The 24,576-nt window shown below is 65.8% G+C and carries 28 protein-coding genes and 2 riboswitches; of the genes, 23 read left to right on the top strand and 5 right to left on the bottom strand.

Features of this window, described 5'->3' with window-relative positions; genetic code table 11:
* Positions 1–7: 7 nt before the first annotated feature.
* The 18 genes from AB1446_10195 to thiL all read left to right on the top strand — a co-directional run bounded on the left by AB1446_10195 (position 8) and on the right by thiL (position 15,904).
* Positions 8–310, top strand: coding sequence for a YbaB/EbfC family nucleoid-associated protein (locus tag AB1446_10195; GenBank protein MEW6547268.1), 303 nt, complete (start codon positions 8–10; stop codon positions 308–310).
* Position 311: 1 nt separating this feature from the next.
* Positions 312–905 carry a recombination mediator RecR gene (gene recR / locus AB1446_10190; protein MEW6547267.1) on the top strand — a complete coding sequence of 198 codons (594 nt, stop codon included), beginning with the start codon at positions 312–314 and terminating at the stop codon, positions 903–905.
* 150 nt (positions 906–1,055) lie between these two features.
* A complete protein-coding gene (locus tag AB1446_10185) occupies positions 1,056–1,316 on the top strand; it encodes a YaaL family protein (protein MEW6547266.1) in 261 nt (86 codons plus the stop codon).
* A gap of 48 nt (positions 1,317–1,364) precedes the next feature.
* Complete coding sequence (locus tag AB1446_10180; protein MEW6547265.1) at positions 1,365–1,628, top strand: pro-sigmaK processing inhibitor BofA family protein; 264 nt, start codon at positions 1,365–1,367, stop codon at positions 1,626–1,628.
* Positions 1,629–1,856: 228 nt separating this feature from the next.
* Positions 1,857–2,438, top strand: a complete 582-nt coding sequence (locus tag AB1446_10175; GenBank protein ID MEW6547264.1) for a 2-oxoacid:acceptor oxidoreductase family protein — start codon at positions 1,857–1,859, stop codon at positions 2,436–2,438.
* A complete protein-coding gene (locus AB1446_10170; protein MEW6547263.1) occupies positions 2,435–2,743 on the top strand; it encodes a 4Fe-4S binding protein in 309 nt (102 codons plus the stop codon). Before AB1446_10175 ends, AB1446_10170 begins: the two co-directional genes overlap by 4 nt.
* 13 nt (positions 2,744–2,756) lie before the next feature.
* Positions 2,757–3,944, top strand: a complete 1,188-nt coding sequence (locus AB1446_10165; protein ID MEW6547262.1) for a transketolase C-terminal domain-containing protein — start codon at positions 2,757–2,759, stop codon at positions 3,942–3,944.
* A gap of 6 nt (positions 3,945–3,950) precedes the next feature.
* Positions 3,951–4,874: a thiamine pyrophosphate-dependent enzyme gene (locus AB1446_10160; GenBank protein ID MEW6547261.1), complete on the top strand. Its 924-nt coding sequence runs from the start codon at positions 3,951–3,953 to the stop codon at positions 4,872–4,874.
* A 104-nt stretch (positions 4,875–4,978) separates the two neighbouring features.
* On the top strand, positions 4,979–6,460 hold the full coding sequence (gltX, locus tag AB1446_10155) for a glutamate--tRNA ligase (GenBank protein MEW6547260.1): 1,482 nt from the start codon (positions 4,979–4,981) through the stop codon (positions 6,458–6,460).
* A gap of 3 nt (positions 6,461–6,463) precedes the next feature.
* Complete coding sequence (locus AB1446_10150) at positions 6,464–6,721, top strand: DUF3343 domain-containing protein (GenBank protein MEW6547259.1); 258 nt, start codon at positions 6,464–6,466, stop codon at positions 6,719–6,721.
* Complete coding sequence (locus tag AB1446_10145) at positions 6,721–7,953, top strand: aminotransferase class V-fold PLP-dependent enzyme (GenBank protein ID MEW6547258.1); 1,233 nt, start codon at positions 6,721–6,723, stop codon at positions 7,951–7,953. Before AB1446_10150 ends, AB1446_10145 begins: the two co-directional genes overlap by 1 nt.
* A 5-nt stretch (positions 7,954–7,958) precedes the next feature.
* On the top strand, positions 7,959–8,975 hold the full coding sequence (selD, locus tag AB1446_10140; protein MEW6547257.1) for a selenide, water dikinase SelD: 1,017 nt from the start codon (positions 7,959–7,961) through the stop codon (positions 8,973–8,975).
* A gap of 33 nt (positions 8,976–9,008) precedes the next feature.
* A complete protein-coding gene (gene yedF, locus AB1446_10135; GenBank protein MEW6547256.1) occupies positions 9,009–9,710 on the top strand; it encodes a sulfurtransferase-like selenium metabolism protein YedF in 702 nt (233 codons plus the stop codon).
* Positions 9,711–9,792: 82 nt separating this feature from the next.
* Positions 9,793–11,694 carry an aldehyde ferredoxin oxidoreductase family protein gene (locus AB1446_10130; GenBank protein ID MEW6547255.1) on the top strand — a complete coding sequence of 634 codons (1,902 nt, stop codon included), beginning with the start codon at positions 9,793–9,795 and terminating at the stop codon, positions 11,692–11,694.
* 36 nt (positions 11,695–11,730) lie between these two features.
* Positions 11,731–11,844: riboswitch (TPP riboswitch) on the top strand.
* 95 nt (positions 11,845–11,939) lie between these two features.
* On the top strand, positions 11,940–13,328 hold the full coding sequence (gene cytX, locus AB1446_10125) for a putative hydroxymethylpyrimidine transporter CytX (GenBank protein MEW6547254.1): 1,389 nt from the start codon (positions 11,940–11,942) through the stop codon (positions 13,326–13,328).
* Positions 13,325–13,975 (top strand): thiamine phosphate synthase, encoded by a 651-nt coding sequence (thiE, locus tag AB1446_10120; protein ID MEW6547253.1) that lies wholly within the window; start codon positions 13,325–13,327, stop codon positions 13,973–13,975. Before cytX ends, thiE begins: the two co-directional genes overlap by 4 nt.
* Complete coding sequence (gene thiM, locus AB1446_10115; protein MEW6547252.1) at positions 13,972–14,814, top strand: hydroxyethylthiazole kinase; 843 nt, start codon at positions 13,972–13,974, stop codon at positions 14,812–14,814. Before thiE ends, thiM begins: the two co-directional genes overlap by 4 nt.
* A 58-nt stretch (positions 14,815–14,872) precedes the next feature.
* A complete protein-coding gene (thiL, locus tag AB1446_10110; GenBank protein ID MEW6547251.1) occupies positions 14,873–15,904 on the top strand; it encodes a thiamine-phosphate kinase in 1,032 nt (343 codons plus the stop codon).
* A 52-nt stretch (positions 15,905–15,956) separates the two neighbouring features.
* On the opposite strand, the gene AB1446_10105 is transcribed toward thiL, so the two are convergent.
* Entirely contained in the window at positions 15,957–16,235 is a 279-nt protein-coding gene (locus AB1446_10105; GenBank protein ID MEW6547250.1) for an RNA-binding protein, read from the bottom strand.
* Positions 16,236–16,535: 300 nt separating this feature from the next.
* A complete protein-coding gene (locus AB1446_10100) occupies positions 16,536–16,997 on the bottom strand; it encodes a hypothetical protein (GenBank protein MEW6547249.1) in 462 nt (153 codons plus the stop codon).
* Between the two features lie 466 nt (positions 16,998–17,463).
* On the opposite strand from AB1446_10100, the gene AB1446_10095 reads away from it, so the two are divergent.
* Complete coding sequence (locus tag AB1446_10095; GenBank protein MEW6547248.1) at positions 17,464–19,386, top strand: sodium-translocating pyrophosphatase; 1,923 nt, start codon at positions 17,464–17,466, stop codon at positions 19,384–19,386.
* A gap of 69 nt (positions 19,387–19,455) precedes the next feature.
* Entirely contained in the window at positions 19,456–20,196 is a 741-nt protein-coding gene (locus AB1446_10090; GenBank protein MEW6547247.1) for a DUF6062 family protein, read from the top strand.
* A 197-nt stretch (positions 20,197–20,393) separates the two neighbouring features.
* Here the strand turns inward: AB1446_10090 and AB1446_10085 are convergent, their stop codons facing one another.
* From AB1446_10085 to AB1446_10075, 3 genes are all read right to left on the bottom strand, one after another.
* Entirely contained in the window at positions 20,394–20,909 is a 516-nt protein-coding gene (locus tag AB1446_10085; GenBank protein ID MEW6547246.1) for an NUDIX domain-containing protein, read from the bottom strand.
* A 165-nt stretch (positions 20,910–21,074) separates the two neighbouring features.
* Entirely contained in the window at positions 21,075–22,259 is a 1,185-nt protein-coding gene (locus AB1446_10080) for a cation:proton antiporter (protein ID MEW6547245.1), read from the bottom strand.
* A gap of 27 nt (positions 22,260–22,286) precedes the next feature.
* Positions 22,287–22,814: a HEAT repeat domain-containing protein gene (locus AB1446_10075; protein MEW6547244.1), complete on the bottom strand. Its 528-nt coding sequence runs from the start codon at positions 22,812–22,814 to the stop codon at positions 22,287–22,289.
* A gap of 20 nt (positions 22,815–22,834) precedes the next feature.
* A riboswitch (Fluoride riboswitch) is annotated at positions 22,835–22,896 on the bottom strand.
* A 111-nt stretch (positions 22,897–23,007) separates the two neighbouring features.
* On the opposite strand from AB1446_10075, the gene AB1446_10070 reads away from it, so the two are divergent.
* The 3 genes from AB1446_10070 (at position 23,008) to AB1446_10060 (ending at position 24,512) form a co-directional block, all read left to right on the top strand.
* Complete coding sequence (locus AB1446_10070; protein MEW6547243.1) at positions 23,008–23,220, top strand: hydroxyethylthiazole kinase; 213 nt, start codon at positions 23,008–23,010, stop codon at positions 23,218–23,220.
* Positions 23,177–24,265, top strand: coding sequence for a carbon-nitrogen hydrolase family protein (locus AB1446_10065; protein ID MEW6547242.1), 1,089 nt, complete (start codon positions 23,177–23,179; stop codon positions 24,263–24,265). Before AB1446_10070 ends, AB1446_10065 begins: the two co-directional genes overlap by 44 nt.
* 94 nt (positions 24,266–24,359) lie before the next feature.
* Positions 24,360–24,512, top strand: a complete 153-nt coding sequence (locus tag AB1446_10060; GenBank protein ID MEW6547241.1) for a hypothetical protein — start codon at positions 24,360–24,362, stop codon at positions 24,510–24,512.
* Positions 24,513–24,576: the final 64 nt, after the last annotated feature.

Genomic DNA, 24,576 nt, shown 5'->3' with positions numbered 1-24,576 from the left:
GAGCAATATGGCCAAGATGATGAAGCAGGTGCAGAAGATGCAGGCGGAACTGGTCCGCGTGCAAGAGGAGCTGGCGGAAAAGACCGTCGAGGCCACCTCTGGAGGAGGTGCCGTGCGGGCCGTGGTGAGCGGCAGGCTGGAGGTCAAGGCCCTGGAGATCAGCCCCGAGGCCATCGATCCCGACGATCCCGAACTCCTGGCCGACCTGGTCATGGCCGCCGTGAACGAGGGGCTGCGGCGGGCTCAGGAAATGGCCCAGCAGGAGATGGCGAAGGTGACGGGGGGCCTGTCCCTCCCGGGGATCTTCTGAGATGAGCTTCGTTCCTCCCATCGCACGGCTGATCGAGGAACTGAACCGCCTCCCCGGGATTGGCCCCAAGACCGCCCAGCGGCTGGCGTTTTACCTCTTGCGGCGGCCGCGGGAAGAAGTCTACCAACTGGCGGATGCCATGCGGGAAGCACGCGACCGGGTGGTCCTGTGTTCGGTATGCTGCAACCTCACGGACGTGGACCCCTGTCCCATCTGCACGTCCCCTGACCGGGACCGGGGGGTCATCTGCGTGGTGGAAGATCCCCGTGACGTGGCCGCCATGGAGCGCACTCGCCAGTATCGGGGGCTGTATCACGTCCTGCAGGGGGCCATTTCTCCCCTGGACGGCGTGGGGCCCGACGACCTGCACATCGGCGAACTGCTGAACCGACTGGGGAGCGGGGTGCGCGAGGTTATCCTGGCCACCAACCCCGACGTGGAAGGAGAGGCCACCGCCCTTTACCTGGTCAAGCTGCTGAAGCCCCTGGGGGTGAAGGTGTCCCGGCTGGCCCACGGGTTGCCGGTGGGCACCGACCTGGAGTACGCAGACGAGCTCACGCTGGCCCGGGCCCTGGAGGGGCGGCGAGAAGTGTAAGAGGTCCGGTATCGGCGCCGGGGCACCCCGAGACTGCCGTGCTCTGGCGGGAATGCATGGAAGAATATTCCCGGGTCAATAATATCCTCCGGAAGGCGGCCGGCATATAGAGTAGGGGGCGGCGCAGCCTTCGGGAGGAAGATTGCCGACGTGCGACAACCGTGGGATAGGCTGCGGTACTGGTGGCAGACCAGGATGCGGGACGGTGGGGTGGAGGGAGCTTCTGAGGGTGATCCCGGGGTGCAAGATTTGGTCAGGAAGGCCCAGCGAGAGCTAGAGGCGGCCAGGGCATATTTCGAAAACGTTTCCGATCCCGACCTGGTGGATCATGCCTGCTACCTGCTGGAGGCGGCTCAGAAGCGGTACTCGTACCTGTTGAAGTTGGCGCGGCAGGGCAGGATGGCGGGCTAGTTCTGGGTCTGGCCAGCCGGGCATACCGTAGGGCAGGAGGGTTGGAACATGGACCCCCAGCTTCTTGCTGCCTACGGGTTCGGTTTGCTCTTGCTTTACGTGGTGGTCAGATTGTTTTACCGTCCCCTGCGCTGGGTGGGGGTGGCGGCATACAGGGCGGTGCTGGGGGGTTTGGCGCTCTGGGCCGTGAACCTGGCGGGGGCGTTGTTCGGGCTCCACCTGCCCCTGAACCCGGTAACCGCACTGGCGGTGGGGTACCTGGGCATTCCCGGTTTCCTCATGGTGGCCGCTCTGCAATTCTGCGTCCGCTGACTTGAGCCTTACCGGGTGCTGCAGGGATAGGAGCCGGGCTGTCGGCCCTCCGTGATGGGCTCCACGCCACCGAGCGGCACGAGCGGCACCGATTTTCCTTGACGGGATGGAAGACAAGGGGTACGATAAAGATTGGTGGGTCCTGGGGGACCGGGCCGCATGTCGCCCGGTCTTAACGTTCTTAGGGAAAATGGAGATAATTCCGTCAGAGGAAAAGGGGTGAGGCCGGTGCCCACCACGGAGATCAGGTGGCACGCACGGGGTGGACAGGGTGCCAAGACGGCAGCAGTGCTCCTGGCAGAGGCGGCAGCGGCGGCGGGCAAGTACGTGCAGGGTTTCCCCGAGTATGGTCCGGAGCGGATGGGCGCACCCATGCTGGCGTTTAACCGCATCGGGGACGAGCCCATCTACGTGTATTCTGGTGTGAAGTCCCCCCGGGTGGTCATCGTCCTTGACCCCACCCTGGTGGGAAAGAGCGACGTGACGGCAGGCCTGCCTGACGACGGCATCGTCCTCATAAATACGGCCCGGGAGGCGGCCGAAATGCGGGCGCGGCTGAAGCTGGCCCCCGGCCGGGGGAAGGTCTACACCGTGGACGCCAGCCGGATTTCCCTGGACACCCTGGGGAGGGACATCCCCAACACGCCCATGATGGGGGCTTTAATGCGGGTGTCGGGACTCATCGATTATGAGCAGTTCTTGCAGGTCACCGAAGAGCAGTTGCACCACAAGTTCCGCAACCGACCGGAAGTAGTACAGGCTAACGTCAAGGCTATCCAGCGGGGTTACGAGGAGGTCAGGGGGGAATGACAGACAAGCCGCTGGGGTGGAGGGAAATGCCCACGGGGGCGGTGATCACCGAGGCGGGAAACGCCACCCGGTACCAGACGGGAGACTGGCGTTCCCTGCGTCCGGAATGGTCCCGGGAGAAGTGCATTCATTGCCTGCTGTGCTGGGTGTTCTGCCCGGACGGGGCCATCATCGTGAAGGACGGCAAGATCACCGGGTTCGATTTCGAACACTGCAAGGGATGCGGGATATGTGCCCACGAGTGCCCCCCCAGGGTGAAGGCCATCAAGATGGTTCCTGAAGAGGAAGTCACCGAGGTGAAGTGACATGGCGGTACAGATGGTGACCCAGCAGAAGGTGGCCCTGACCGGGAACGAGGCGGTGGCCATGGCTATGAAGCAGATCAACCCCGACGTGGTGGCCGCCTATCCCATCACTCCCCAGACCGATATTGTGCAGTACTTTTCTACCTTTGTGGCCGACGGTAAGGTAAAGACTGAATTCGTCACCGTGGAAAGCGAGCACTCGGCACTGTCCGCCTGCGTGGGTTCCGCCGCGGCGGGTGCGCGCACGATGACCGCCACCTCCTCGCAGGGACTGGCCCTCATGTGGGAAGTCCTGTACATCGCGGCCGGATTCCGGCTCCCCATCGTGATGCCGGTGGTGAACCGGGCCCTTTCTACCCCCATCAATATCCACTGCGACCACTCAGACTCCATGGGTGCCCGCGACTCGGGATGGATACAGCTGTACAGCGAGAACGCCCAGGAGGCATATGACAACACCATCCAGGCTGTGCGCATAGCAGAGCACCCCGATGTCCGCCTGCCGGTCATGGTGTGCCAGGACGGTTTCGTTATCAGCCATTCCCTCATGAACTTGCAGGTTCTCCCCGACGAGGCGGTGGCGGAGTTCGTGGGCGAGTACGTGCCTGGCTACCCTCTGCTTGACCCCGATCACCCTGTTACCTACGGGGCGCTGGCCCTGCAGGACTACTACTTCGAGGCCCGGCGCCAGGTGGCGGATGCCATGGAGCACGCTCCTGCCGTGATCCTGGAGGTGGGGAAGGAATACGGCCGCCTGAGCGGGCGGGAATACGGGTTCTTTGAGGCCCACCGGCTGGAGGATGCCGAGGTGGCCGTGGTGGCCATCGGTTCCGCCGCGGGGAGTGCCAAGGCGGTGGCCGACGCCCTGCGCGGTCGGGGAATTAAGGCTGGGGTCCTGAAGGTGCGCGTTTTCCGGCCCTGGCCCTGGCGGGAAATAGGGGAGGCCCTGGCCGCGGCCAGGGTGGTGGGGGTCATGGACCGGGCCGACGGGCTTTCCACCCTGGGCGGCCCGCTTTTTGCCGAAGTGAGGTCCGCCCTGTACGATCGTCCCAGCCGGCCCGTGGTGGTGGACTACATTTACGGGCTGGGCGGCCGGGATGTCGCCCTGGAGGACATCGAGGGAGTATTCGGCGACCTCATGCACATCAAAGACGAAGGCCGGGTTACCCGGCTGGTGACTTACCTCGGCGTCAGGGAGTGAAACATCATGCCCAGCCTTAAGGAACTTTCCCGTCAACCCGAGATCCTCACCGGAGGACATCGCCTGTGCGCCGGGTGCGGGGCACCCATAGTGGTGCGCCAGGCCCTCAAGGCCCTGGACGTGCCCCTGGTGGCTGCCAATGCCACCGGTTGCCTGGAGGTGGCCAGCGCCATCTACCCGTACACCGCGTGGCGGTGCTCGTGGATCCACAGTGCCTTCGAAAACGCCGCTGCCACCATCTCGGGGGTGGAGGCTGCCTACCGCTCGCTCAAGCGGCAGGACAAGATCCCGGGCGAGTTTCGCTTCGTCGCCTTCGGTGGTGACGGGGGCACCTTCGACATCGGCTTCCAGTCCCTGTCGGGGGCGGCCGAGAGGGGCCACCGGTTCGTGTATATCTGCTACGACAACGAGGCCTACATGAACACCGGCATCCAGCGCTCCAGCGCCACGCCCCTGGGAGCGGAGACCACCACCACTCCGGCGGGAGAGGTGATCCCGGGCAAGCGCCAGCACCGGAAGGATCTCACCGCCATCATGGCCGCTCACGACATCCCCTACGTGGCCCAGGTTTCCCCCAGCCACTGGAACGACCTGGTCACCAAAATGAAGAAGGCCTTCGATGCCGAAGGTCCGGCCTTTGTCAACGCCATCGCCCCCTGCCCGCGGGGCTGGCGCCACGACGGTTCGCTCACCGTCGAGGTTACCAGGGTGGCGGTGGAAACCTGCTACTGGCCGCTGTACGAAGTGGACCACGGCAAATGGCGCCTCACCTACAAGCCCCGCGAGAAGAAGCCGGTGGAGGAGTGGCTGAAGATGCAGGGTCGCTTCCGCCACCTCTTCCGGCCCGAAAACCGCCACATCATCGACGAGATCCAGGCCTACGTGGACCGCAAGTGGGAGGAACTTCTCAAGCGCTGCGGAGAAATCTAGCCTTGACGGATCGTGCCGGGTTAGGCTGCCGGGGGGCCGCCGGGTCGAGGCGCTAGTGCCGGGCCTGTCCTGCCCCCTGGCTCCCGGGAAATTTGCGGTGGGAGGTGTTGCGGCTGGTAAGGGTGCGCTTTGCTCCCAGCCCGACGGGAGAACTGCATATCGGGGGAGCACGTACTGCCCTGTTCAACTGGCTGTTTGCGCGCCACCACGGGGGACGGTTTATCCTGCGCATGGAGGACACTGACCTCAAGAGGTCGCGGGAGGAACTGGTTCGCCCCATGCTGGAGGCGTTCCGCTGGCTGGGCATCGACTGGGACGAGGGGCCGGAAGTGGGAGGTCCGTACGGTCCCTACTTCCAGTCCCAGCGTCTGGAGCTGTACGCGGCTCACGCCGCCCGCCTGTTGCAAAGCGGCCATGCCTACCGGTGCTACTGCACGCCCGAGGAGCTGGCGGCTCGCCGGGAAGAGGCCCTCGCCCGGGGGTTGCCGCCCCGGTACGACCGCCGCTGCCGGGACCTCTCTCCGGCCCAGCAGGATGCCCTCGCCCGGGAGGGCCGCCGGCCTGTGCTGCGGCTGAAGATGCCCTTGGAAGGGGTGACGGTGGTCAGGGACCTCATCCGGGGCGAAGTGGCTTTCGAGCATGCCGTCCTGGATGACTGGGTACTGGTGAAATCGGACGGCATGCCCACGTACAACTTCGCCTGCGTGGTGGACGACGCCACCATGCACATCACCCACGTCATCCGGGGAGAGGAGCATCTTTCCAACACTCCCAAGCAGGTCATTCTGTACCAGGCGCTGGGGTACCCCATCCCCGAGTTCGCACACCTGCCCATGATCCTGGCTCCCGACCGCAGCAAGCTTAGCAAGCGGCACGGTGCCACTTCTGTACACGAATACCGCGAGCGGGGGTATCTGCCGGACGCGCTGGTAAACTACCTGGCTACCCTGGGGTGGTCCCCCGAGGGCGGTGAAGAGATCGTCTCGCGGGAAGAAATGATCCGCCAGTTCAGCCTGGAGCGAGTGTCCAAGAGTGCCGCCATCTACGACAACGAGAAGCTAACCTGGATGAACGCCCAGTACCTGCGTATGGCTCCCCCCGCTCAACTGGTGGAATGGGCGCTGCCCTTCTGGCGGCAGGCCGGGCTGCTTCCCGACCGGGACCCGGAGCCCGAGGTGCGCCGGTGGCTGGAAGGGATCATGCTGGCCATGCGCGAGCGGGTGCGCACCCTGGCCGAGGTCCCCGAGGCAACCCGTTATTTCTTCAGGGACGACTTCGCCTATGACGAAAAGGGAGTGGCCAAGCATTTCAGTCGCCCGGGAGTGGCCGACCTCCTGGAGGCAGCTCGGGAACGGGTGCGTGCCGTGCCCGGGTGGGACGCCGCCGCCATAGAGCACTGTTACCGGTCGCTGGCCGAGGAGCGCGGGGTCGCTGCCGCGCAGGTAATCCATCCCACCCGCCTGGCCCTCACCGGTCGCACGGTGGGGCCCGGCCTCTTCGACATCATGGCCCTGCTCGGCCGGGAGGAAACCGTGGCCCGGCTGGACCGGGCCATATCCTGGATCCGTGCCCACCAGCCTGCCTGAGGGATGCGAATCTGCATCGTCTTCCCCAACCCCCACAATGCCATTAAGCTCGATGCCATCCTGAGCGACGAGCGCATCCCCCACAGCCTGATCCCCACTCCCCGCTGGATTTCGGAGGCCTGTGGCGTGGCGATCGCCCTTGAGGACGAGTACCGGGAACGGGCACTGGATCTGGCGACCCGCGGCGAGGTGCAGGTGGCGGGGGTGTTTCCCGTGGAACCGCCGGCTAACACGCCGGGGTGCTCCGGAGGGGAATGCTGATGGGGGCGGGGCTGCGGGCCTGCCGGGGAAGCCTCGACGGCCGGATAGTGTATGCGGACCATGCCGCCACCTCCTGGCCCAAGCCGCCCCCGGTGGCGCGGGCCATGGTGGATTACCTGGAGCAGGCGGGAGCCAACCCGGGCCGGTCGGCCCACCGGCTGGCCGTGGCCGCAGCCCGGGCCGTGTTTGCCACCAGGCAGGCCGTGGCGCGGTTCCTGGGGTGTAGCCACGAGGCCCGGATCGTATTTGGCCCCAATGCCACCTGGGGCATTAATCTGGCTCTATACGGGCTACTCGAGCCGGGGGATCACGTGGTCACATCCACCGTGGAACACAATGCGGTGGCCCGGCCTCTTTATGACCTGAGGGCACGGGGGGTAGACGTCACCCGCGTAAGGTGCAGTCCCGAGGGTCACCTTGACCTCGATGATCTGCGGCGGGCCCTCGGTCGCCGCACGCGGCTGGTAGTGCTTACCCACGCTTCCAACGTAACGGGGACGATCCTGCCCGTGGCCGCGGCGGCCCGGCTCGCCCACGAGGAGGGGGCCCTCGTCCTGGTGGACGCCGCCCAGACCGCCGGCTGCCTGCCCCTGGACGTGACCGGGATGGATCTCGACCTCGTCGCCTTCACCGGGCACAAGGCTCTGCTGGGGCCGCAGGGGACGGGGGGCCTTTACATACGTGAGGGCATCAGCCCGCGACCCCTGGTGCGGGGAGGGACGGGGAGCTTATCCCATCTGGAAGAACAACCCGACCTCTTGCCTGATGTTTACGAGAGCGGTACCCTGAACGGGGTGGGTCTGGCCGGGCTGGGCGCCGCCGTGCGCTACCTGGCGGATGTGGGTACGGATGCGGTGCGCCAGCACGAACTGGGACTGGCGTCGCGGCTGCTCGACGGGCTGCGGGACATCCCGGGGGTGAGGGTGCACGGTCCGCCGGACGCCCAGGCCCGGGTCGCCCTGGTTTCCTTCACCGTGGCAGGGGCCGACCCCGCCCGGGTGGGGGAACTCCTGGACTCCGATTTCGGGGTGATGGTGAGGACCGGGCTGCACTGCGCTCCCTGGGCCCACCGTACCGCAGGTACTTATCCGGCAGGGACGGTGCGCATCAGCCTCGGGTACTCTAACACCCTGGAAGAGGTGGACTACGTCGTGAGCGCGGTGGCCCGCGTCGCCGCTCGCCTGCGGCGAGAGAGGCCGGGAGGAAGGGGGTGGACGGCTTGTTCCGGTTAACGCAGATGACCAAGGCAGCAGGTTGAGCGGCCAAGGTGGGTCCCGAGACCCTGTCGCACGTGCTGCGACACTTGTCGCTACCGGAAGATGCCCGCCTGCTGGTGGGGCCACACACGGGTGACGATGCTGCCGTCTACCTTCTGGACGAGGAAAGGGCTCTCGTCGCCACTGTGGACTTCTTCACGCCCGTGGTGGATGACCCATACACTTTCGGGCAGATCGCGGCCGCCAATGCCCTGTCCGACGTCTACGCCATGGGCGGCCGGCCCCTGGTTTGCCTCAACCTGGTGGGGTTTCCCTCTTGCCTGCCGGTGGAGGTGTTGGCCGACATCCTCAAGGGGGGTGCGGACAAGGTGGCCGAGGCCGGTGCCATCCTTGCCGGTGGGCACACCCTCCAGGATGACGAGCCCAAGTACGGGCTGGCGGTGGTCGGCCTGGTTCATCCGGGCGAGTTGTGGCGCAACTCCACCGCGAGCCCGGGAGACATCCTCGTGCTCACCAAGCCCCTGGGCACCGGTGTCATCAACACGGCCGCCAAAGCGGAGATGGCACCTCCGGAGGTGGTGTCGCGGGCCATTGAGACCATGAGGACCCTCAATGCCCGAGCCTGCGATGCCCTCCGGGGCGTAAAGGTCAGTGCCTGCACCGATGTGACCGGCTTTGGCCTCCTGGGTCATGCTGCCGGGATGGCAGAGGCGAGCGGGGTGACCCTGGTGTTCCGGGTTGGTGCCATTCCGCTCCTGGAAGGCGCCCGGGAACTGGGAGCCATGGGGATGTTCGCCGGGGGTGCCTACAGGAACCGGGAATGGATCCGGCCGCGTCTGCGGGCAGAAGGCGTGGACGACACAGACGTCTTGCTGCTGTGCGACCCCCAGACCTCGGGCGGGCTGCTCGTGGCCCTGCCCGTCGCCGAGGTGGAGCGCGCTCTTGACCGCTTGCGGGAGCGGGGGGTGGACGCCACGGTGATTGGCGAGGCGGTTGACCGCAAACCCTGGGCCCTGGAATTACAGCCCCCGGGGTGATTGCGGTGTTTGTGGTAAGGGAGGCTACCCGGGATGAAGAGAGTGGTGGATAACCGGGGGTTACCCTGCCCCCAGCCCGTCATCAACACGCGCAGGGCCCTTATGGAAGGCGAGGGCCCGGTGGTGTGCATCGTCGATAACGAGGCCGCCCGTGAGAATGTGGCTCGGTTTGCCCGCAGCCAGGGTTACCACGTAGACGTGGTACAGGAAGCAGGTACCTGGCGCCTCACCATTACCCGCGCCCCTGACGAGCCTCCGGGGGACGACGCGGTGCCGCCCGCCGGCGGTCCCCCGCTCCGGGCTGCCCGGCCGGGAGGGGGCGGCGGAGAGCCCGCGGTAGTTGGCCCACGCGAGCAGGCAGCCCGCACAACCGAGGCGGGCCCACACGCGGAGGTGGCCGACGGCCAGGTAATCCTGGTGGGGACGGACCGGCTGGGGCGGGGGTCGGACGAACTGGGCGGCGTGCTCATGCGGAGTTTCCTGTACACGCTGACCCAGCTTCCTTCTCCGCCGGACACCCTCATTTTCGTCAACTCCGGGGTGTACCTCACCACGGAGGGCAGCCCTGTGCTGGAGGAACTCACGCAACTCCAGGACAAAGGCACGGAGATCCTGTCCTGTGGCACCTGCCTGGAGTACTTCCAGTTGAAGGAGAGGCTGGCCGTGGGGCGGGTGACCAACATGTACGAGATCGCCGAGAAGCTGCTTTCCCCGGGGCGGGTGCTCTCGCTTTAGGCGCCGATCAACGCCAGGTGCTCACGCCGGGACGGCCCGGTATCGAACGCGGTCACCCCCCGGCAGGGGGAAGGCCACGTGGTTGACGAATCACCGGGTAAGACGAAACCGGGGGGTGCTCATCGTGCCTGCAGGGTATCCGGGCAGAATATTGCGGGTGGATCTCACGGAAAAGAAGGTAGCAGTGGAAGAACCCGGGGAGAAGTTCTACCGCATGTACCTGGGTGGCAAGGGGTTCGCCGGCCACTACCTGCTGGCAGACGTGCCCCCCGGAGCCGATCCCCTGGGTCCGGAAAACGTCCTGGTGCTGGCCGGGAGCGTGGTGAGTGGCCTGCCCATTCCGGGTTACTCGCGGTTTACTGTGGCGGCCAAGTCGCCGCTCACGGGGGGATACGGGGAGGCGGAGGCAGGAGGTTACCTGGCTCCCGAGCTGAAGTTCGCCGGCTTCGAGGCCGTGGTGGTGACCGGGGCTGCGGAAGCACCCGTGTATCTCCTCATCCGGGATGGGGAGGCCGAGATCCACGACGCCTCGCACCTGTGGGGCCTGGGCACCTTCGAAGCCGAGAAGGCCATCCGGGAGGAGTTGAGAGACCCGCGGGTGCGGGTGGCCACCATCGGCCCCGCCGGAGAGCACCTGGTGCGCTTCGCCTGTGTCATGCATGAGGGGCGCAATGCCGCCGGTCGCTGCGGGCTGGGGGCGGTGATGGGGTCCAAGCGCCTCAAGGCCGTGGCCGTGCGGGGCACGGGGAAGCCGGAATTGGCAGACCGCGAGGCTGTGCTGGGCATCGTCCGCTGGTTCCGGGACAATTACCGGGACAACCCCCTCACCCGGGCCCTGCACGACCTGGGCACGGGTGGCCTGCTGGGTGGCCTCAACGCCACGGGCATGTTGCCCACCCGCAACTTCTCCGGAGGCAGTTTCGAAGGATGGGAGTCCCTGGCCGGGGAGACGTATGAGAAGCAGTTTGTGGTGGACAGGTGGGGATGCTACGCCTGTCCGGTGCGGTGCAAGCGCACCGTGCGGCTGGACGGGATCGAGGTAGGAGGGCCCGAGTACGAGACCATTGCCGCCTTCGGTTCCAACCTGGGCAGCAGCGACCTGGCGTCCATCCTGGAAGTGAACCGCTTGTGCAATGATCTGGGCTTGGACACCATTTCGACGGGAGTAACCCTGGCCTTCGTCACCGAGTGTTTCGAAAGGGGGTTGCTTACCCGGGACGACACGGGGGGCCTGGAGCTGCGCTTCGGTCGGGTGCCGGTCCGGGACCTGGTGGGGCTCATCGCCCGGCGGGAAGGGTTCGGGGCGGACCTGGCGGAGGGGGCAAAGAGACTGGCCGAGAAGATAGGCGGGCCGGCGCCCTCCCTGGCCGTGCAAGTCAAAGGGCTGGAGGCGGCCATGCACGATCCCCGGGGGAAGGTGAGCGTGGGTCTCGGGTACGCCCTGGCCGCCCACGGGGCGGATCACATGGTCGCCGCTCACGACACCATGTTCCTCAAGCGGGGCGCCTATCCCCTCGAGCGGATAGCTCCTTTCGGCCTGCTTGACCCGGTGGATGCCCGCGACCTGGGTCCGGCCAAGGTGCGGCATTTCGCCACTCTGGAAATCTGGTGGGACACCCTCAAGGCGCTGGGGATCTGCTTCTTCTGTGTGGCGCCGCGCAGCCTGCTGCCCGTGGGCATGGTGGTGGATTCGGTGCGCTATGCCACGGGCTGGGAGACCAGCCTGTACGAACTCATGCAGGCGGGCGAGAGGGCCAACGTGATGGCGCGCCTGTTCAACTACCGGGAAGGCATGGGCGCGGCCGACGACCGGTTGCCCGCCAGGTTCGTCGAGGGTGCGGCAGGCGGGCATCCCGGCATCGATGGTTCTGCTTTCCGCGAGGCGGTGCGCACGTACTATGCCATGCGGGGCTGGGACCCCGAAACCGGACGCCCCCTTCCCGCCACCCTGGACCGGCTGGGCTTGACGTTCTGGTGGTATTGACAGGAGAGGCGGATGCAATAGAATGTGGGTAAGCGAATAGGCGTCTCGGGGAGCTCGGTTTAACCGGGCTGAGAGGAGGGCTGGTGATGCCCTCGACCCGTGGAACCTGACCTGGGTAATGCCAGCGTAGGGAACGAGACCTACAGCGCATCACAGGGCCACCCCGGTCGGGTGGCTCTTACGTTAGTAACAGGGCGCTCCGCGCCGTCCGGCGGCGAAGACGGGTTTCGGGGGGAGGCGAATCGATGGAGTTGCGAAAAAGGCCGGGGTCGACCGGCCTGCCGCGTATCCAGGCGCCGCCGCAATGGGGCATCGAACCCGTCCCGGGCACCCACCGGGTGCTGGGGTTCCTGGATTACTTTGCGCTCTGGTCCAGCCTGGGGGTGGGGCTTCTGGTCTTGCTGGCCGGTACCCTGCTCGTCCCTGCCCTGGGCCTGGTGCAGGCGCTGCTCGCCATCATCATCGGTACCCTGATCGGTAATGCCCTGCTGGCGCTGGTCGGATTCATGGGCAGCCGGACCGGTGTCCCCACGATGGTACTGTTCCGGCCGGCCCTGGGCATGCGGGGCTCGTACCTGCCCACGCTCCTGAACGTGCTCCAGCTGGTGGGATGGGGTGCCTTCGAGATCTTCATCATGGCCCAGGCCGCACACGGCATCGCCCGCCAGGTGTTCGGCGCCTCCAGCTTCATGGCCTGGGCCCTGTTTTTCACCGCCATCTGTACCGCGCTGGCGGTGAGCGGGCCGCTGGCAGTGGTCCGCCAGTGGATAGAGAAATTCGCGGTATGGCTGGTGTATCTCAGCACCATCTACCTTACCGTCTACCTGTTCACCCACCACGACATGGGTGCCCTGTTCGCACGCCCCGGCACGGGGGGCCTGACGTTTTGGGCTGCCGTGGACCTGGTCGTGGCCATGCCCGTGTCGTGGATGCCACTTGTGGCCGATTACAACCGGTTCGCCCGGGATGATCGACAAGCCTTCTGGGGCACGTACCTGGGTTACTTTGTGGCCAACGTGTGGTTCTACGCCCTGGGTGCACTGTTCGTGCTTGCCCTGGGGACCCAGGAACTCATCCCGGCCATCCTCAGCCTGGCAGGAGGCTGGCTGGCCCTGGTGCTCATCCTGGTGGATGAGACGGACAACGCCTTCGCGAACATTTACTCGACGGCGGTTTCCGCTCAAAACGTACTCAGCCGCACGCCTCAGTGGGTGCTCGCGGTGCTCACCGGTGGCACGTGTTTCCTGGTGGCGTGGTGGATCTCCACCGGCGTTCCCACCGCAGCGTACGAAGGATTCCTGTTCCTGATCGGATCCCTTTTCGTCCCCCTGTTTGGTGTGCTCGCAGCCGACTATTTCGCGTTGCGCCGGGGCTACGAGACGGCCGAGATGTATCGCCCCGGCGGTGCATACTGGTACGGGCAGGGCGTCAACGCCCGGGCCCTGGCGGCGTGGGCGCTAGGATTTGCCGCCTATCGCCTGCTGGTAACGTACCTGCCCGGCGTGGGTGCTTCCCTACCCTCTTTCCTGGTTTCCGCCGTCGCCCATCTGGCACTGAGCAGGATGGTCCCTGACCGCCAGGCTTCCCGGCACCGCCGGTTGTCCCCGCACCGCCGAAAGGATGAGTCCCGATGAATCGCAAGCACTTCGATCTCTCGCTGTACCTGGTCACCGATCGTCAGCTGGCCCGGGGACGGCCCCTTGAGGAGGTCGTCCGGGCCGCCATCGCCGGTGGTGTCACCGCCATCCAACTACGGGAGAAAGACGTCACCACCCGCGACTACGTCGCACTGGCGCAGGCCCTGCGGGCCATCACCCGGGAGGCGGGCGTCATCTTCATCGTCAACGACCGGCTTGATGTTGCTCTGGCGGCGGATGCCGATGGCGTCCATGTCGGTCAGGACGACATGCCCGCTGCGCTGGCCCGCCGGTTGCTCGGGCCCGATAAGATCCTGGGGGTGACGGCGGCCAACGAGGCCCAGGCCCGTCAGGCCCAGGCCGACGGGGCTGACTACCTGGGTTGTAACGCGGTGTTCGCTACCCCGACCAAGACCGATACCGGGCCGCCTCTCGGGCTGGACGGGTTGCGCAGGCTGGTGGCGTCGGTCAGCATCCCCGTGGTGGCCATCGGGGGGATAAATGCGGACAATGCCTCCGGCGTAATGGCCTGCGGGGTGGCGGGTATAGCCGTGGTTTCGGCCATCATGGCCGCCCCGGATGTCACTGCGGCCGCGCGCGAGTTGCGCGCCATCGTGAGCGCAGGAAAGGAGTCGAAGAGATGAAGGAGCAGGATCTCCGGAGACGATTTGCCGAGGCACTGGAGCGCATTCGTTCGCGAAAGCCCCTCGTCCACCATATCACCAACCTGGTGGTGATGAACGACACGGCCAACGTCACCCTGCACGTGGGGGCACTGCCCGTCATGGCTCACGCCAGGGAAGAGGTGGCGGACATGGTTGCGCTGGCGGGCGCGCTGGTGTTGAATCCCGGCACGCTGGAGCCTGACTGGGTGGAAGCCATGGTGCTGGCCGGCCGGCGGGCCAACGAACGCGGCATCCCCGTCGTGCTCGACCCCGTGGGGGCCGGGGCGACCCCCTACCGCACGGAGACGAATCTGCGCCTGTTGAGCGAGATCCGTGTGTCTATCGTGCGGGGCAACTCCGGTGAAGTCGGTAGCCTGTCCGGTGCGGGGGGGGTAGTAAGGGGCGTGGAGAGCGTGGAAGGCGTCCGGGACCCGATCGCGGTGGCGCAGAATTCGGGGCGTCGGTGGGGTGCAGTCGTGGCCATTACCGGCAAGCGTGACATCGTGGCAGATGGCGAGCGCGTGCTGGGCGTTGACAACGGGCACCAGTGGCTGACCACGCTCACAGGTACCGGATGTATGTCGACCACCATGGTGGCAGCATTTGCCGCGGTAGAGCCCGACCACCTGATTGCCTCGGCCGCCGGGCTGGCCTGCTTCGGGCTCGCTGCCGAGATGGCCGCCCCGCACGCGCGTGGTCCCGCTTCCTTCAAGGCGGCCCTGTTCGACGCACTGTACAACATGACACCCGAGCAACTGGAGAACGGCGCCCGTGTGGTGGTACTCGCCGGGCAGGGGTCGGACCATGCCGTCCCGTAGGTCGCGGGGTAGGGGTCGGCCAGACCAATCCCACAAGTCGCCGGACATCGCGGAGATCGTGCCATCCCGGGACTCGGGCCCCATCCTGCGAGTTGCCGACCTGGGCGAGTTTCCCCTCATCGAGCGGCTGGCACGTCGCCTGAGGCCTCCCAACCCCGACGTGGTGGTGGGAATCGGAGACGACGTGGCCGTGATCGCGGTCGCGCCCGATCGCTACCTGCTGGCCACGTGTGATGTGCAGGTGGCCGGCGTCCACTTCCTGCCGGACAGGTGCGATCCCTATCGCCTGGGCCGCAAGGTGGCTGCCATCAACCTGAGCGACGTCGCGGCAGTGGCGGGGAGGCCCACCCACTTTCTCGTCTCGCTCGCACTCCCGGCTGACACCCCCGTTTTCTTCCTGGAAGCCCTCTACGACGGTATATGCGACGAAGCGACCCGTTTCGGGGCGGACGTCATCGGTGGCAACATGAGCAGGTCCGCCTGCCTGATGGTCGATCTGACCCTGCTGGGCGAGGTGACCCCCACCCGGCTCTTGCGCCGAAACGGTGCGCGCCCCGGTGACCGCATCATGGTCACCGGCCGGCTGGGAGCGTCTGCGGCCGGCCTCGCACTGCTCTTGGATCCGTCGCTGGGAGTGGACGAGCGGGACAGGGATAGCGTCCTGGCTGCCCATCAGACTCCCACGCCGCGCCTGCACGAAGCGCATGCCATCGCCGCAACCGGGCAGGCCACAGCCATGATCGACGTGAGCGACGGGCTGGCCGCCGACCTAAGGCACATCTGCGATGCCAGCGGCGTGGGGGCTCGCCTTTGGGCTGACACGATCCCCATCGATGCCCCCACCCGCCGCTTGGCACAAGCGGTTGGGCTAGATCCCCTGGATTGGGCCCTGGGCGGCGGCGAGGACTACGAGTTACTGTTTTGCGTGCCGCCCCATGGGGTCGAGGTGATTCGTGCGGCGGTACTGGGAGCGACTGGCACCCCCGTTTCCGTGATAGGCGAAATCACGGAAGCCGGCGCAGGTTGCAGGCTGGTGCTCTCCGGCGGCGGGGAAGTCCCTCTCAGCGCACGCGGATGGACGCACTTCTGACCAGGGTCTATGGTTCGCTTTCGGGTCAGGGTCGGGTGCCGTTCCGTGCGGCTCAGTATCTGCGCCTGTGGCCGCCGGTATCGTGTTCTCGCCGCGGCCGGGCTTCATTGACCACGATGGCTCTGCCGTCGAGTTCGGCGCCATTGAGCGCGTCGATGAAGCGCGAGGCGTCCTCGCTGTTGACCTCGACGAAGCCGAAGCCCCGCGAGCGCCCGGTTTCCCGGTCGGTTACCACCCGGCATCCCAGCACCTCGCCGAAGGCGGCAAACGCCTCCCGCAGGTCCTGCTCCGTGGTTCCCCAGCTCAGGTTGCCGACGTACAGGGTTGTCATCTCTTGACCTCCTCGTTCAAATTGGCCCTCTCAGAACGAAGGGGAGGACCGCGTTTCGAGCGATCCTCCCCCGAGAAATCCTCTCGAACTGCGTTGGCCGCCCAGCATTGTATCCGATCGGGCTTTCCCTTGCAATAGATCGTCCGTTCACCAGGGGGTGCCGATTCTTGCTGCACCACGTCAGCTCACGCTGCACCTTCTGGCTGGCCTATCTCGTGCCCTGGGGGCGGATCCAGAAGCGCTGGCCTGGGCGCTGCATGCAGGCCCGGCTGCGGCATGTGCCGGGTGGGGTCATGATCCTCACCCGCGCCCTGGCGTGCGAGTGCGCCAAATACGGCATCCTGGTGAACACCGTTGGGCCCGGCTCACGAGGGAAAGCAAGGCCAGGAGCAAAAAGGGCGCCTGCACAAGGACGCCCCCGGGCGGGGGCGAGCGGTGATGCAGGAAAGCCCAGTTATGGCTCGGGAACCCCCAGGGAGACGGGTGCAGGACCCCGTAGTAGCGCAGCACGACCTCCACGTCGGGGAGGGTGGCAGCCAGCGCACCCCACCACGCCAGAGGCCCCATGTGGCGGCGGAGCAAGAACAGGCCTACCAAACCCAGGGCGACGTCCACCAGAGCATCCCGGGGGCCGGCTGCATCGTGGTGCGGCACCGCGTCCAGGATCGCGTGAGAGAGCAGCCCTGCGGCCACCGCCGCTGCCGGTGACCCCATTCTGGCTCCCAGCGCAGCACCCACCAAGGCGTGGGTGGTAAAGTACATGCAAACCACCGATTGCGCATGTTCCCCGGCCGGCGGGCAACTTCCTCCTCCCGGGTATCAAGATGCCGCCGGGCAGCATTCCCGGGGCACTCTCATGGTTGGTAGTGACTGAAGACGCGGGTCGAATGGGGGTAAGCGAATACGGCGTCTCGCTCGAAGACGGCTCGGGGGGAGGAAGTCATGGCGTCGCGAATGGCAAGCGGGATATTGTTGCCGACGGGGAGAGGGAGCTGGGCGTGGGCAACGGCCACCAGTAGGCGTTTGCCGCTGGAACCCGATCCCCTGAGCGCCGCGTCCTGTGCAGGAAGGGAAAGAACCTCTTGCCGGAGAAATTAATCGTATGAACGGAATAGGCGATGGAGCCCGCCTTGCGTTGCTGCGGCAACTGATGGCTCCTGGCGAATGCGCCAGGAGCCTTTTGCGTTAAGGAGGGTGGAAATTGAGCTGGGAAGCATGGTGCATCGGCGTGGGGTTAGTGGCTACAGGGATAGCTGCCATGACGTGGCGGACCATATCGAGACTACCAACCGGTACGGAGAAGATGCGGGAAATCTCTCAGGCCATCCACGAAGGAGCAGCCGCGTTCCTGAGGCGTGAGTACGGGACGGTAACTGTCTTTGTGCTCGCGGTCACGGTCGTCCTCGCGGCGGTGATGTCCTGGCAGACTGGCTTGGCCTATCTTTTGGGTGCGCTGTGTTCTGCCCTGGCTGGCTGGGTCGGGATGAGCGCGGCCACCCATGCGAATGCCCGCACGGCAGAAGCAGCGAGGCGTGGTCAATCTCAGGCGTTGCGCGTGGCCTTTTCCGGGGGTGCGGTCATGGGCCTGGCCGTCGCGGGGTTGGGCCTGTTGGGGCTTTCGGTGGTGTTAGCCATCTTCCGCGTGCCGCAAGTAGTGACGGGGTTTTCGTTCGGGGCCAGTTCCCTTGCCCTGTTTGCGCGGGTGGGAGGGGGCATCTACACCAAGTCAGCGGACGTGGGTGCGGACCTGGTGGGAAAGCTCGAAGCGGGCATCCCGGAAGATGACCCGCGCAACCCCGCGGTGATAGCCGATAACGTGGGGGACAACGTGGGGGACGTGGCCGGGATGGGAGCCGACCTGTTCGAGTCCTACGTCGGGTCGGTTGTTGCGGCCATGGTCCTGGGAGTGAGTCTGGGAAGCGGGTTCGTGTTGCTTCCGCTGTCTCTGATCGCGGCAGGGACCCTGGCTTCGGTGGCGGGAGTACTGTATGTTCGTTGGGTGGGGAGTTCCGATCCGCAGTCCGCCCTGCGGTGGGGCACCTACGTTTCAGCCGGGTTGTTTGCAGTGGCGGCCTGCGCGCTGACCGCTTTCTTCACCGGCGACGTGCGCCTTGTGGGGGCTATCGTCTCAGGGCTCGCCACCGGGATCGCCATTGGCCTGGTGAGCGAGTATTACACCTCGGGCCCCCCCGTCAGAGCCCTGGCGACTTCGTGCACTACCGGGGCCGCTACCGATCTCCTCTCGGGGCTGGCTCTGGGGATGCGGAGCACAGCCGTGCCCGTACTCTTCGTCGCGGCTGCGATTTACGTTTCTTTCGCCCTGGGAGGGCTGTACGGGATTGCCCTGGCCGGTGTGGGGATGCTGGCCACCATTGGCATGGTAATGTCCGTGGACGCCTACGGGCCGGTTGCCGACAACGCGGGAGGCATCGCCGAGATGTCCGGGTTGGGGGAAGAAGTGCGTCGCATCACCGACCGGCTCGATGCTCTGGGCAACACCACGGCGGCCATCGGCAAGGGGTTCGCGATCGGCTCTGCTGCTTTGACTGCCCTGGCCCTTTTCTCCGCATACGGCAAGGCAGTGGGTCTGGCAGGGATCGACCTCGGCAAGCATACAACCCTGATCGGGCTGTTCCTGGGTGCAGTCTTACCGTTCCTGTTTGGATCCATGGCTCTGGACGCAGTGGGTAGGGCTGCGCTCCATATGGTGGAAGAGGTGAGGCATCAGTTCCGCGAAGTCCCGGGCCTGATGGAGGGGACTGTGCGTGCCGATTACGCTCGGTGCGTGGACATAAGCACACGAGCGGCCATTCACCAGATGGTTGGACCGGCCGTCCTGGCGGTGGTCAGTCCGATAGCCGTAGGCGTGGTCCTGGGTACGGAGGCGCTGGCGGGACTTCTTGCGGGAGCTCTGGCATCGGGGTTCCTCCTGGCTGTGACCATGGCCAACGCGGGGGCCGCGTGGGACAACGCCAAGAAGTACATCGAGGGAGGGGCGCTGGGCGGCAAGGGTTCGCCGGCCCACAAGGCTGCGGTGGTGGGCGACACGGTGGGCGACCCGTTCAAGGATACGGCAGGCCCTTCCATGAACATCCTTATCAAGCTGATGTCCATCGTCGCGCTGGTCTTCGGTCCCCTGTTCGTCCGGTGAATGACCATGCGTCTTGCGCGCCATACGGGAGTTGAACGCTGCGGCGTCGATCGTGGAAGCGGAGTTCTAGTGTCCCTTGTGGAAGCGGAGTTAAGAGAGGCCCTGCGGCTGCCCGGATGTGCCCTGTGCAGACTCGAGCACTTGGCGGAACAAACCTACTGCACCTGGTTCATCCTCGAGAACTACTACTCTGCTGCCACGCTCGAGGTGTTGAACCGCGGCGGCTTCTGCCGCGTGCACGCGTGGCGGATGGCACAACTGGCGGGCCAGAGGCTGGCTGCCACCTACGACGTGCTGGTGCGTGAGGCTAAGGAGAGGGTCAGGAGGGCTCTGGCGGTAAGCACGGGGGCCGGTTCGCCCGTGCGCTGGAGGGCCCGCCGCTGGCAGGCAGTGGTGATGCGGGTGCTCGAGCGCAAGGAACCGTGCCCTGTCTGCGTCGCGTCGGTGAGGCGGGCTGAGCTAGGCGCGAGACACCTCGTCCAGTTCCTGGAACAAGAGGCAGGTAGGGACGACTACACACGGTCTGACGGGCTTTGCTGGGACCATCTGGTGCGTGTCTGCCTCCTGGCGGAGCCCCCTGTGGCGAGCTTCCTCCTGAATGACTTCTTGCGAAGGCTCAGTGCCCTGGAGGCAAGCTTGGCCGAGTACTTCCGTAAATCCGACTACCGCTTTGCCCACGAACCCAAGGGGCCCGAGCAGACAGCATACCTTGATGCCGTAGAGCTCTTCTCGGGTCTGCTTGACAGGGTGGGTGGTGTAATGGTCCCGGGCCGCACGAAGTTGGCTGGCCGGGGCCACCGGGGTGCTTGAACGTGGTTGGCCGAACCGCGGTTCCCGGTGATTAAGCGATGGAGGATGCGGATGGAGGCCAATGTGGCATTTGACCTGGAACTGGAGGTCATCGAGGAAGTAGCGCAGTGGTACGAGAGCCTGCCAGGAGAACAGCAAGTAGCTGTCCTGGGGGGAGGGTGTCGCACATCCTGCGCGAGTCCGACCAAGACAGCCGGTCACATCTGCTGGTCGTCAGGCCAGAAGCTCAGCGGGTCCTTCGTGCCCACCGGCTCAACCGGAAAGACAAAGTGGGCCGGGTCCGGGCCAAAACCCTCGCTCAGCCCGCGTGCCAGCCACTCGTTAACCCGCGGGTACAGGTGAAGGGACAGGAGTTCTGCGATTTCCACCCACGCAGGCACGCTGAGCGCGGCCACTTCGCGGGCGTAGCCCGATGCCTCGTCAATCCAGTAGACCAGCTCGACGACGTGCCGGTTATCTCGCCAGTGCGTCGTTATCCGGGCCGGGATGGTCTCGATCACCGCCAGTAGCCTCCCCGGCTTCACCTGCAACGTGGTCTCCTCCCTGAACTCCCTTCTCAGGCAGTCTGGTATGCTCTCCTGCAGCTCCAGTCCTCCTCCGGGGAGGACGTGGTACTGGCGGCCCTGCCTGCGGTGAAGCATGGTGAGTATCCGGCCATCGCGAACGAGCACGCCTGATACGCGCACCTTGATCTCCTTGTGCCCTTGCGCCATAAAGGACACCTCCACGTCTATCAGGTTAGTCGGCGCCCCTGGCTAGCGTTCGCCGGCCGGGCGGTAGCCCTTGCGGAAGTGGAGGAGGGCTGAGACCAGGATCGGGCCGCTCACCGCCCCCAACTGGTCCGGGTCCACTGTTCCTTGCTTCCTCTACCCTGGCCGCTACACCTGCGTGGGGGTGTCCCATGCCACCATCTGGTTTTCAGTTTCCTCAGGTAGGGGCGGAAGCTCGGGCGACCGGGGGCGGAAGAAGGCTTGGGCTATGAGCGTGGGTACCACTGCGCTCAGCATGACCACGGTAACCAGCACGGTGTACTGCAACTCGTCGATGATGCCGTGCTGCAGGCCGTACAGCGAGGATATTGTCCCGAAGGTCAACCCCGTGGACATGAGCAACGTGGTGTAAGTTCCCTCCCGGCGTTCGAATCTGAACAGCGAAATAAGGGGCCAGACGCCGACGAACTTACAGCTGACCTTTACGGCCAGGAAGACCATGATCGTGGCCAGGCTGGCAGCCAGGGCTGGCAGAGACACGTACAGGCCGGCCTTCATAAAGTAGAAGGGTGTCAGGAGCAGGAACGCCGTGCTCCGCAGCCTGTGCAGGACGTCGGCTCGATCAGACAGGGTGGTTGCCATGGCCAGGCCCAGCAGGTAGGCGGGCAGTACTGCCTCGCTGCCCGCCGCCAGCGCCAGCCCGCCGAGGGTGAACAGGGTGGCTGTTACCACCTTCCCCTCGAGTTGGGCGATGTGGTCACGGAAGTAGCGGAATGCCCTGGGGAAGAGGTGGCTGGCCAGTAGCAGTGAGATGGCCGTAACAACTGCGAAACCAAGCAATCCCCAGCCTGAGTGGGCAAACAATACACCCAGGGCCAGCACCGTGCCCAGGTCGGTCACGAAGCACGCGGCCAGTATGAGCTTCCCGATCTCGGTCCGGTTCAGTCCGGTCTCTACCATGACGGCATACACCACGGCCACCGAGGTGGTGGAGAGCGCAATACCAGCGATCTGGGCGGCTCGTACATCCCAGCCTGCCACGTAGCGAGCGTAGGCCATCGCTCCCAGGAAGGGAGCCAGGAAGGAAGCCACACCTATGGAGATGCTCTCTTTAGCTTTGCTCCGCAATACCGCGGGGTCGACCTCGGCGCCCGCCAGGAAGGTGAGCATTATGCTGCCGAACCCTGCCAGGAAATCCATCCAGTGAGGGGGAGTGAGGCCGAGGAAGTTACCGGCGAAGACGCCGACTCCGATTTCCACCAGGGATACCGAAACACCCGAGAGGCGTGCGAGCACTCCGGCCAGGAGTGCGAGCCACATCCAGCTTGCTGCCGAAAACCAGGTCGCTTGCAACGTTGCCACCTCGCTCGATTGGAATTGTCACTGCCCGTTCGTCCCGGGGTCTGAGCCGGGTCCCCCGGCCGTCCGGTCGGGCGGGGGCACGCCCGGGATGCGGTCAAGGGCCTGGCGAACCGTGGGGCTGGGGTCGGCTCGGGCACGGTAAAGCGCCTCCAGCGCGGGCGGGCTACCGATGTCTGCAAGTGCCTGCACGGCTGCCAGCCTGACCGCTAGATAGGAGCCGTCGAGTAGTTCGGCTAGAAGGGGGATAGCCTCCGGGTCACCGATGGCACCGAGTGCTCTGGCCGCGGTCGCCACGAAGTAGGGATCGCTGTCACGGAAGTGGGCGATGGCCATCTTCAGGGCCGACACCGCCTGGACGGCCTTCTTTTGCCCCAGGATCCAGGCGACAACCTGCCGCGTTTGCGGTTCCGGGTGCCACAACGCCTCTGTCAAGGCGATCAGGTAGGGGTCATCAGGACTTTGCGTGGGTTCCTCCCGGTCGGGGTTCACTACGTTTCCGCTGTATTTCAAAAGGGTCGGTCCCCGATCCTCATCATCGAATGGCAAAGGCTCCCACCTCCTCGTCGGATCTGGTAGGAGCCATCAGCGCGCTGCGCATTTAAGGGTGAGCTCCATCACCCGCTTATACAAAACTATACGGGCTCACCGGCGGTGTCAAGATGCCTCCCGACGATAGATTTTAAGCTTGGCTGGATTTCCTCGCCGTGCCGGGTTGGGGCGCAGTGCCGGCATTCCCTGGGTGTGCAGGGATCGTACCTGCCCACGCTCCGGCGTGGAAAGCATTGTGGGAGTGGAGGACCCGGTGGCGGTGGCGCAGAACCCTGCTCGCAGGTGGGGAGCGGTGGTGGCCATCACGGGGAAGCGGGATATCATCGGCGATGGGGAACGCGCCCTGGGGGTGCGACGGCATGTCCGAGGAGGAAGCCCGCTACGGGGTGGATGTCGCCGGTAGTAACGTCAGTTCTTCCTGCCTGATGGTCGATCTTACCCTCCTGGGCGATTGCGGAACCTCATACGGCGAAGCGGTGCCGGGCTCGGCGACTGTATCCCGGTCAGCGGGCGCGTGGGTGCCTCTGGCTGCCCGCGGCTGGAAGCACTGCGGCTCGGCCCGGGTCCTGCCGATCCATGGTACGGGGAGGCTGATGGTCTTGAAGGTTGCCTTGGCGGTTAACGAAGTCACGCGGGACCCCCATCTCAATCTGACGGGGATCGTGGGCCTCGCCCGCGAGGCCCGTCGCCAGGGAGCGGCGTTGGTGCTTTTCCCTGAAGCGGCTCCCACGGGGCTCCTCAACGTGGATGACCCGGCACGCGACCTACCCCTAGGCCAGGAGATACCGGGGCCCGTAACCACCGTGCTGGGTGGCACCGCGCGGGAACTGGGCGTCTACCTGGCCGTGGGGATGCTGGAGCGCGCTGGCGATCGCCTGTTTGACGCCGCCCTGCTGTTCGACCCTCGGGGAGACATTGTCCTCCACTACCGTCGAATCACACCCGGTTGGCACGGACCCCGGGCTTCTCCGGATGTCTACGGCCACGGAGAGGGGGTCGGGGTCGCGCTGACGGCCCTGGGCTCGGTGGCTTTCCTGCTGTGCGGGGACCTTTTCGACGACAGCCTCGTGGCCAGCGTGCGCTCATTGCGCCCCGACTGGTTGCTGGTCCCCATGGCCCGGTGTTTCGGCGATGGCTCGGAGGATCAGGCTCGCTGGGACGCGGAGGAGTTACCCCAGTACGCGGAGCGGGTGGCACTGGCAGGCACCACCACCCTGGTGGTGAACTACCTAGCCCCGCCTGAACTGGAGGGGGGTGCATTCGGCGGCGCGTGGGTGTTCGGCCGCGACGGCCACGTAATGGCGTCCTGGCCTCTCGGGCGCGTGGGCTGCCTGATCGCATCTCTCGATCCGCGATTCTGTGGCGTTTCCGTGCCACAACAGGAAGGGACTCCGTCGGCATGGAAGGGCGACGTGGGCGGTGGTAGTCGAGCTGCCTCGCGGCCCTGATGGGAAACGGAGGCAGAAGTGGGTGTCCGTCAGGGGGACGAAGAGGACGCCTGGAGGGTCCTCCGCGGGCTCCTGGCGGAACTAGACAAGGGGCATGTACGTCCAGCTCCAGAAGCTCACGGCGGGCGAGTTCACGGAGCGCTGGCTGCGGGACTGCGCCAGCCACGTGCTGCCCGGAATACAGAAAGAAGCGGCCCTGGCGACTGACCAGATCCTCCGGGCCGCTTCCCCTTCCGCTGCGCTCTAACCTATTCGGCTGGCGGAGGGGGCGGGATTCGAACCCGCGCTGGAGCTTGCGCCCCACTACGAGT

The sequence above is a fragment of the Bacillota bacterium genome (assembly GCA_040757085.1).
In the GTDB taxonomy this organism is placed as follows: Bacteria; Bacillota; Sulfobacillia; order JACIYH01; family JACIYH01; genus JACIYH01.
This window is presented reverse-complemented; position numbering and strand designations above follow the sequence as displayed.